We start from the raw sequence: 8,194 nt of genomic DNA, 5'->3' as shown, positions 1-8,194 counted from the left end.
GCAGGTCGACAGCTTCGCCGGCATGGGGATGTTGCGAATGAATGGCGGGAGTCCGCGCAGAGCCGAGATGGTGTTCATCCGCGCTCCGCGGATCGAGAGGGTAGGGCCGGGGGTAGAGGTCCTCGGAGATCTGGATGCCGAGCCGACGCTCGTGCGACAGGGTCGCGTCTGGGGATCGACGTTTCACCCGGAGCTCGCGCCCGATTCCGAGATCCACCGGGCCTTCGTCGAAGCCGTCGGGGGGGATTGAGCGGGAGCATGCGGCGACGCGATCTGCTCGTTGCCCCCGTCGCGGCCGCGGCGATCGGCGCGGCTGCGGCGGCTCTGATCCGCTTCAATCCCCTGGGACTGTTTCACTCGTGCCCCCTGAGGATCGTGACGGGGATCCCCTGTCCCGCCTGCGGCGGGACGGCGGCGGTCAAGGCCCTCCTGCGCGGCGACGTGCGGGATGCCGTGATCGCCAGTCCCCTGGTCGCCCTCGTCGCGGTCGGCTTGGGGGTCGCCGCCGTTGCCGCGCTTCTTGCGATTCCCTGGGCCCACACGATCCAGCGCTTGCCTAGGCCGCGCAGCCGGTTGCTGCTCTGGTCGGCGATCGGCCTGATCGCGGCCAACTGGATCTATCTGTTGATCCAACTCTCGTAGACTCAGGTCGGGCTTCCAGGATCGACTTAATCGGGACTCTCTCGATCATCTCCGTTCGATGAACGCGAGCGGATCGAGGCAAGCTGCTTCGCCGCCGCGGCTGCGTATCCCGGACTCCCTGCCGCGAGCCGCTCGAGATGCCGGGTCGCGCCCGCCGGATCGCCCGTCATCAGGCATCCCTGCGCGAGATACCAGCGAGAGCGGTCGGCGATGATCGGAGTGGAGGAGCTGGCGGACCGCTCGAGGAAGACTCTCGAGGAGTCGGCTCGGCCGCCAAGGAGGAGGGAGAGGCCCGCGTAGAACACGGCCTGATCCCTGATGAGCGGGTCATCGCTGTCACCCGCGAGGTCGCCGCAGCGCGCGAGGAGCGAGAAGCCTTCCGCGTACCTGCCGGCGGCGTAATGGGCCATCCCATCCGCGAAGAGCCTGGCCGCCTCGTCTGTACCAGCGCCGCGCACGGGGATTTGCGCGTACGGGACCGGCTCGATCACGGCCAGGTCGGCCCACCCGCCGGTCTCTCTTGCCGGGGTGAGGAGAAGAACCAGAACGGCCACGGCCGCCGCGGCCGGGAGGGCGGCGAGCAAGGGGCGCATCCTCGATCGGCCGGGGAGGAGGCGGCGAAGAGACCGAAGGGCGGACACAGCTCCCGGCGTCTCGGCGGAGGCGGCCTCAAGCCTTGCCGCCACGCCACTCCTGTGGGCCGCCATGGTCTGCGCGTAGGGCGCCATCTCGAAGAGATCCTCGCGGCATGACGCGCAGACCCGACAGTGCTCCTCGAAGGCCGTCTCCTCTTCCCGCGAGAGGAGCCCGAGCTCGTAGGCGGCAAGCAGCTCCCCTCTCTCGGGGTCCACGCAGCGCTGGGTTTCTCTCATGGCTATCGCGCGCCCTCCATCTCTGCGAGGATTGCGCGAAGGCGGGCGCGGCATCTGTGCAGGGCGACGTAGAGGGCCCCTCGCGTCATCTCCTCGAATCCTGGGACGGGGCCGCCCCGGCCCGCGCCGGGGAGGTCGCGGAGGCCCTGGATCGCGAGAACCCGGGCGAAGAGACTCCCACATCTGGGATGCGCGCGCGCGAGGATCTCGATTCCCTTCAGGACCTGTCCGAGGAGCCTGTTCGAATCGATCTCCTCAGTCCAATCCCCGGCGAGGCCCGGCTCGGTGGCGCCCGCGTCCGGAGTCGCTTCGAGCGGCAGGCCGCGGTCGAGCACCGCGCGCTTCTGGTAGTGGTTCCCGATCACGTTTCGCAACACCGCAAAGCTCCAGGATAGGAGACCCCGTTCTTCCCTCTCTCTGTACTTGTCGAGGATGACCCGGAGGGCGTCCTGGACGACGTCCTCGAGATCGTCCTGTCGCACCCTTCGTTTGGCGACCGCCAGAAAGCTTACGCGCAGATAGTCGAACAGGCCCTCCTCTGCGCGTCGGTCGCCCGATCGCGCGAGCGAGGCCAGGTCATCGAGGGGGAGGTTCCTATGAGGGTCAACCATCGGTCGGTATCCACTCCCCGCGGGCCGATGCTTGTCGCCGGGCGCCGGCGGATCGATAATGCATGGCGACACAGGGAGCCCTGTCCCGGATGCCACTCTTGAGCCTGTCGATCCTGGATCTTCCCGGCCGCGGGGCATCGACTCCGCCCGGGGCGATTCTTCGCGCCCAGATCGCGCGAAGGCAAGTCCCAATTCCCGCCCCAATTGCCGTCCTCGTAATGGCGGGACTCGCGGCGGCGATCCCGACGGACTCTTCCCTCTCCTTCTCCGCAGCCGCCTCCACCACAGGCCGCCAGGCCTGGGTCGCGACGCTTCGGGGCCGTCATGAGGAGGCAGTCCGTCTGGCGGCGGAGGCGCTCGATCGCGATCGCTGCGATCCTCGCGCCGTCCACGCGATGGCCTCCGCGCTCGAAGCGCTTGGAAGGGACGGGGAGGCGCAGCGCCGCTTCGACTCGCTGCGCGCCGATCCCGACGGAGAGGCGTGCGGCCTCCTGGGTCTGGCCGACCTCGCTCTCATGCGGAAAGATCCGGCCGCCGCCGAGAGTCTGCTGGCGGCATTCAGAGATCGGGAACGGAGGGCAGCGGAGGGCGCGGGAGACAGAGCGCGGATCGCGAGCCTCCTCGATGCCGTGGCGCGATATGAAGCGCGGAGGTTCGCCGAGGCCGAGAGCCTGCTTGCTGCGGCTCTCTCGTCGGCGGACACGACGGCGGCGCCTCTCGAGACATGCTGGGCGCGCCTGCTGCTCGGGACGCTCCTCGCATCCACGCCCCGCCAGGACGAGGCCTCCGCGCACCTGGGGGCCGCGCTCCAGATCGCGAGGGCGCTCGACTTGCCTGTCTGGGAGGGTCAAGCGCGGCTGGAGCTGTCGAGCATTGAGCGCCGCAGGATGAGGCTCGACGAGGCCCTCGATCACAGACGGTCGGCCCTTGCGGCCTACGAGAGGGCCGGAAGTCTGGAAGGCCAGGCGAGGTCGCTCCACTACATCGGCGTCATAGAGATCATAAAGGGGGACTTCACCCGCGCGACGCGCTCGCTCAACAGGGGCCTCGACCTTGCGAGAGAGGCGGGGAGCGCGGGGGTGGCTGCTGGCTGTCTCGGCGACCTCGGGGCCTTGGCTCGGTTCATCGGGGATGAAACGACCGCGCTGCGCATGTACGAGGAGGCTATCTCCACGGGAAGCGGCGAGCGGTCGCGGGAGTGGGTCGGAGGCATGCAGGGGAACATCGGCCTGCTGTACACCGGGAAAGGAATGTTCGAGCAGGCGCTCGCCTGGTACGCGCGCGCGCTGAGCACGCTGGAAGGGAGCGCCGATCGGAGGAGCCAAGGGACCGTGGGGGGCCAGATGGGTCGCTGCCTCTGCGCGATGGGAAGAGGCGAAGAGGGACTCGCCCGCCTGCGCGAGGCCCGGCAGATCGCCCGCCAGTGGGAGATGCCCTTGAGCGAGGTCTGGGCGCTCATCGACATCGGTTCCTGCCATACAGACCGGGGCGAGCTCGCAGCCGCCGAAAAGGCCTTTGCGGAGGCGAGGCGTCTCGCGTCGAAGATCGGTTCCTATGAGGCGGAAGCGTCGGCCCTGACGGGCAGCGCCCACTGCGCGCGAACCCGCGGAAGGCGCGAGGAGGCGTTGCTCTTCATCGACCGGGCGATGGGGATCGTGGAGGGGGCGCGGGCCAGATCGCGCGGCGCGACGGCCGTGCAGGCCGGGCTCTTCGGCACGAAGAACTATGTCTACGCCGACGCGATCGACCTTCTCTGGGAGATCTCCGAGGACGATCCTGCGCGGCGTTCCGAACTCGCCGAGCGGGCCTTCGAGTGCGCGCAGCGCTCGAAAGCCCGCGCCCTCTCCGATCTTCTCGCCGAGGCTGGCATCGATCTGCGATCCCGCGGCGACCCCGCCTACAGGGAGAGGGAGACCCGGATGCGCGAGAGGATGGAGGATCTCGTCGGCTCTCTCGCCGCCGACACCACACGGCTCGCGCGGGACTCCGTCGAGGTCGAGATCGCCAGGCTCGAAGCAGAGATCTCTCTTCTCGAAGACGATCTCCGGAGGGAGGATCCTCGATACGCCGAAGTTCGCTACCCCGAGCCGTGCGGGCTGGCGGAGGTCCAGGGTCGGATCCTCGGAGCGGGCGACTGCCTGCTCGAGTACTTCACCGGCGACAGCGCTTCCTATCTCTGGATTGTCAAACCCGACGCCTGCCGTCTCGTCAAACTGCCTCCGAAGCGGATCCTCGAGGATGGGATCCGGAAGCTCTTGCCGATCTTAAGCGACTACAACGCTCTCGGAGGCGGCGCGGCCTACCTCGTCGATCCCTTGGAAGAGGTGTCGCGGATGGTCATAGGCCCCGCTCTCGAGGATCTGTCGGAGTCGAGGCGAGTGCTCGTCGCGCCCCACGGCATCCTTCACTATCTCCCGTTCGAGGTCCTGCTCACGGAGGCAGGGGCGGACTCGCCCGAGGCGGACGGAGGCTTCGGATCTCTGCCGTATCTCGTCCTCTCGATCGATCTGGTCTATCTGCCGTCCGCGAGCGCGCTCCTCCGGCTGATGGAGCGCGCCGGCCCGCCGCATGCGGAGCGGACGGAGATCCTCGTCGTCGGGGATCCAATCCCCCCGTCACGAGGGGAAGAGAGCGTACATCTGGCGGTCTTCGAGCCCGCTCGGCTGGGAGCGATCCCCTTCGGCCGGGAGGAGATCCGATCGATCGTTTCGATCGTCGGCCGCAAGAACGCCGTGGTTCTCGAACGGGGCGAGGCCACGCTGGAGGGACTGAAGAGGATGGAGCGCGAGGGCCCGTTTCGCTATCTCCACGTGGCGGCCCACGGCTTCCTCAACGAGACCAGGCCCCGCTTCTCGGGATTGCTTCTCAGCCCTGATCGGCGGACCGGACACGATGGCTTCGTCACGATGGGGGAGATCTTCGGCACGGAGCTTCCCTGCGAGCAGGTCGTCCTCTCCTCCTGCGCCTCCGCCCTGGGCGAGGAGGTCACCGGGGAGGGCGTGGTCGGCATGACGCGCGCGTTCCTCTATGCCGGGGCGCGCAGCGTCGTGGCCTCCCTGTGGGAGGTGTCCGGGGAGTCGACGGCGCACTTCATGGCCTCTTTCTATCGTGAGGTCCGCTCGTCGCGCTCCGAAGGGCGGGATCACGCCCTGGCCGAGGCGAAGCGGCGCTGGCTCCGTGGAGATCCCCGGGTGGCCCTGGGCGCGGGAGTCGATCAGGCGCACCCCTTCTTCTGGGCTCCCTTCATCCTGACCGGGGACGGCAGGCGGGGGCCGGACTGAAGATGCTCTTTGCCCGCGCGCCCCGGGCTCTCGCCGCCGGGAGCGCAAGCCGTCTCTGAGGCGCCGACCCGGTTTCCCGTTCCCGTAGAACTCGTCTAAGATGGATCGGGGCAGGCTCGGGGGGCGGGATCCACCTCGCTCAGGACCGGGCTGCCCGTGTGCCGAACCTTGGACCAGGGAGGGGAACTGGATGCCGGGCATCAAGGGATCGTTGACCGAGAAGAACCTGCTGGCCGCCTTCGCGGGCGAATCTCAGGCTCGCAATCGCTACACGTACGCCGCCAGCGTGGCGAGGAAGGAAGGGCTTCTGCAGATCTCCGAACTTTTCCTGGAGACCGCGGAGAACGAGAAGGAGCACGCGAAGCGGTTCTTCTCTTTCCTGGAGGGGGGGATGCTGGAGATCACGGCCGGCTACCCCGCCGGCGTGACGGGAACGACCGAGCAGAATCTCCGGGCAGCCGCGGAGGGGGAGAACGAGGAGTGGACCAAGCTCTATCCCGCCTTCGCCGAGACGGCCAAGAGGGAGGGGTTCCCGGAGGTGGCCGGGACTTTCACCATGATCGCCCGGGCGGAGAAGGCGCATGAGGACAGGTTCCTCAAGCTCCTCGAGAACGTTCGCGCGGGGAAGGTCTTCAAGAAGGACGGGCCGGTGCGCTGGAAGTGCCGCAACTGCGGCTACGTCCATGAGGGTCCCGAGGCTCCCGGGAAGTGCCCGGCATGCCTGCACGCCCGGGAGTACTTCGAGGTGAACGCCGAGAACTACTGAGCGAGTCCTGCCAGTTCAGATGGGAACGCCCCCGCGAGGCGGTCCCGCCGCCACGGCCGCAATCGGTGCGGACCGCATAAGCGGGACTGAGTCGCGGGGGCGAACGCTCGGTCCGGCGAGAGGCCGCTAGTTCGCCTTGGAGCAGCCGGCGTGGGATCCGGTTCTCTGGCGCTCCTGGGCGCACTCCTTCTTGCATCCTTGCCCTTGCTGCGTACCGCATCGCGCGGGCGCATACCCGCTCTGGTGACCGCACCCCTGCCTGATCACCCGGACTTCGCGGTGGGGCGAGCAGCAACAGCAACAACAACAGCATGAGCCGCGGCCGTGCCCCCCGGACCTGCCCCAGGTCGCCTCTCCGCAGCGGTGCGAGGCGCCGCAAGCCGCCTGCTGTCCTTGGCGGATGGTGGCGCAAGCCGGAGGCTGCCCTTGGCTAGCGTCGGCGCAGGCTGGAGGCTTCGCCGACCCGAGCGTCGCGCAGGCGGCGGTTGGATGCGCGGGCTTCATCGATGCGCAGGTGTGACCCTGCTTGCCGCAGGCTTGACCCTGCTTGCAGCAAGCCTGGCCATGCTCGCCGCAGGCCTTCTGGATGCAGGCGGCGTGCATCTGGCGGCAGTGATGGCCGCATGCGCCCTGGCGCATCATGTAGGTGCAGGCGCAACCGGGCGCCAGAATGAGCAGGACAAGAGCCACCGTTGCCCATAGGGCGGTACTTCTTCTTCTCACGCGTTCCTCCGTTTCCGTCGTCTACCTCTTGGTTCCGGCGCCGGCTGTCCGGCGGACATTAGAACAGTATCGGATAGGGCCGCCCCGATTCCAAACAGAGAGTGCTCGGCCGACGCGGGCGCCCGGTAGTCCGGCCGACCCATTCCCGGCCCCGGGCCGGGGCGATGCCCCGCATCTCCTTCGCCGTGCGGGCTAGCGGGATCCCCGCAGACCCCTCCATACCTCCAGGAACTCGGCCACGATCAGAGCCGTCGCCCCCCAGACCTTCTCGCCCTCGACGAGATAAGCCGGGTGGCGCCAGGTCCCTCCCGGTCCCGACGTCTCGACCCAATCGGACGGCCCTTCCTCGACGAGGCGGGCGGGATCACCGAGAACGATCTTCAGAACCTCCCGCTCGTGGAGGGAATAGGCCGGACGAACGGGAGTCCATCCGACGACGATCTCGACCCGGTAGGAGCTGACGGGGATCGTGATGGGAGTGAGTCTCCCCAGGACGCGCACCGTCTCGGGCCGGAGGCCGACTTCCTCCCATGCCTCCCGCAGGGCGCACTCGATCGGGGTCTCGCCGGCGTTTCGGGCGCCTCCTGGCAGGGAGACCTGTCCTGCATGGAGGAGCATCTGCGCGGGTCGGAGTATCAGCGGGAAGAAGATCTGCCCGGGCGCATCTCCGGGATGCAGGGCGAGGAGCACAGATGCCTCGCTCGACGCGGCTCCCTTGGCGATCGATCCCCGCGTGTAGCCGGCGGGGATCGCCTTCCGGTGGGCCGCTTCCCCTGGAAGATCTCGAGAAAGGGCTCTCTCGAGCAGATCCGGGATCGCCTCGGCTGCCGGGTCGCGATCCTGGGGTCTGAAGCGGTCCTCAGGCATCTCGGAGTCCATCCATGGGCCCGATCCTACGTGGCAGGAGGCGGCGTTTCGAGCCGATCCGCGCCTCCGCATCTCCTCGGCTCGGGGGCGAGCGTCACGGTATCATCCCGCCATGGTCTACGGCGCGAACGGACGGAACGGAGCGGCCTTTGGAAGAACTCCTCCGGTCGCTGGCTTCGTCCTGGCGGGGGGGGAGTCCCGCCGATTCGGCCGCGATAAAGCCCTCGCGAACTACGAGGGAAGGCCAATGCTGCAGCGGGCGCTCGACGCGCTGCGCGACGCCGGTCTCGAGCCGGCGGTCGTCGCTCCCGATGCCGGGCCCTATCGATCCTTGTGCAGCTCATTCGTGACTTCCGAACGTCCGGGGCGAGGCCCGGTCGAGGGGTTGCGCGCCGCCCTGAAGGCGACGCAGGAGCCTTGGGCGCTGGTGCT

The 8,194-nt window shown here is 68.5% G+C and carries 8 protein-coding genes; 5 read left to right on the top strand and 3 right to left on the bottom strand.

The features are described 5' to 3' along the window. Together FJY88_09960 and FJY88_09955 are read left to right on the top strand one after the other, a co-directional pair. Positions 1-250 (top strand): pyridoxal 5'-phosphate synthase glutaminase subunit PdxT (locus FJY88_09960; protein MBM3287655.1); only part of this gene is annotated, 250 nt, incomplete at its 5' end. An 8-nt stretch (positions 251-258) separates the two neighbouring features. Next, the gene (locus FJY88_09955; GenBank protein MBM3287654.1) at positions 259-642 is read left to right on the top strand and encodes a DUF2752 domain-containing protein; all 384 of its coding nucleotides are present in this window, start codon (positions 259-261) and stop codon (positions 640-642) included. Between the two features lie 26 nt (positions 643-668). On the opposite strand, the gene FJY88_09950 is transcribed toward FJY88_09955, so the two are convergent. Together FJY88_09950 and FJY88_09945 are read right to left on the bottom strand one after the other, a co-directional pair. Continuing rightward, positions 669-1,514: a hypothetical protein gene (locus FJY88_09950; protein ID MBM3287653.1), complete on the bottom strand. Its 846-nt coding sequence runs from the start codon at positions 1,512-1,514 to the stop codon at positions 669-671. Between the two features lie 2 nt (positions 1,515-1,516). Next, positions 1,517-2,263 carry a hypothetical protein gene (locus tag FJY88_09945; protein ID MBM3287652.1) on the bottom strand — a complete coding sequence of 249 codons (747 nt, stop codon included), beginning with the start codon at positions 2,261-2,263 and terminating at the stop codon, positions 1,517-1,519. On the opposite strand from FJY88_09945, the gene FJY88_09940 reads away from it, so the two are divergent. Both FJY88_09940 and FJY88_09935 read left to right on the top strand, forming a co-directional pair. Further along, positions 2,188-5,406, top strand: coding sequence for a CHAT domain-containing protein (locus FJY88_09940; protein ID MBM3287651.1), 3,219 nt, complete (start codon positions 2,188-2,190; stop codon positions 5,404-5,406). The two genes, FJY88_09945 and FJY88_09940, sit on opposite strands and share 76 nt — an antisense overlap. 190 nt (positions 5,407-5,596) lie before the next feature. Next, on the top strand, positions 5,597-6,172 hold the full coding sequence (locus FJY88_09935) for a rubrerythrin family protein (GenBank protein ID MBM3287650.1): 576 nt from the start codon (positions 5,597-5,599) through the stop codon (positions 6,170-6,172). Between the two features lie 915 nt (positions 6,173-7,087). On the opposite strand, the gene FJY88_09930 is transcribed toward FJY88_09935, so the two are convergent. Next, positions 7,088-7,834, bottom strand: a complete 747-nt coding sequence (locus tag FJY88_09930) for a CoA pyrophosphatase (protein MBM3287649.1) — start codon at positions 7,832-7,834, stop codon at positions 7,088-7,090. A gap of 40 nt (positions 7,835-7,874) precedes the next feature. Here FJY88_09930 and FJY88_09925 point away from each other — a divergent pair. Beyond that, a partial coding sequence (locus FJY88_09925; protein MBM3287648.1) for a molybdenum cofactor guanylyltransferase occupies positions 7,875-8,194 on the top strand: 320 nt, incomplete at its 3' end.

It is taken from the genome of Candidatus Eisenbacteria bacterium, assembly GCA_016867495.1.
GTDB lineage: Bacteria > Eisenbacteria > RBG-16-71-46 > CAIMUX01 > VGJL01 > VGJL01.
Note: the sequence above shows the minus strand (reverse complement) of the source record. Positions and strands in the feature narration are given on the sequence as shown.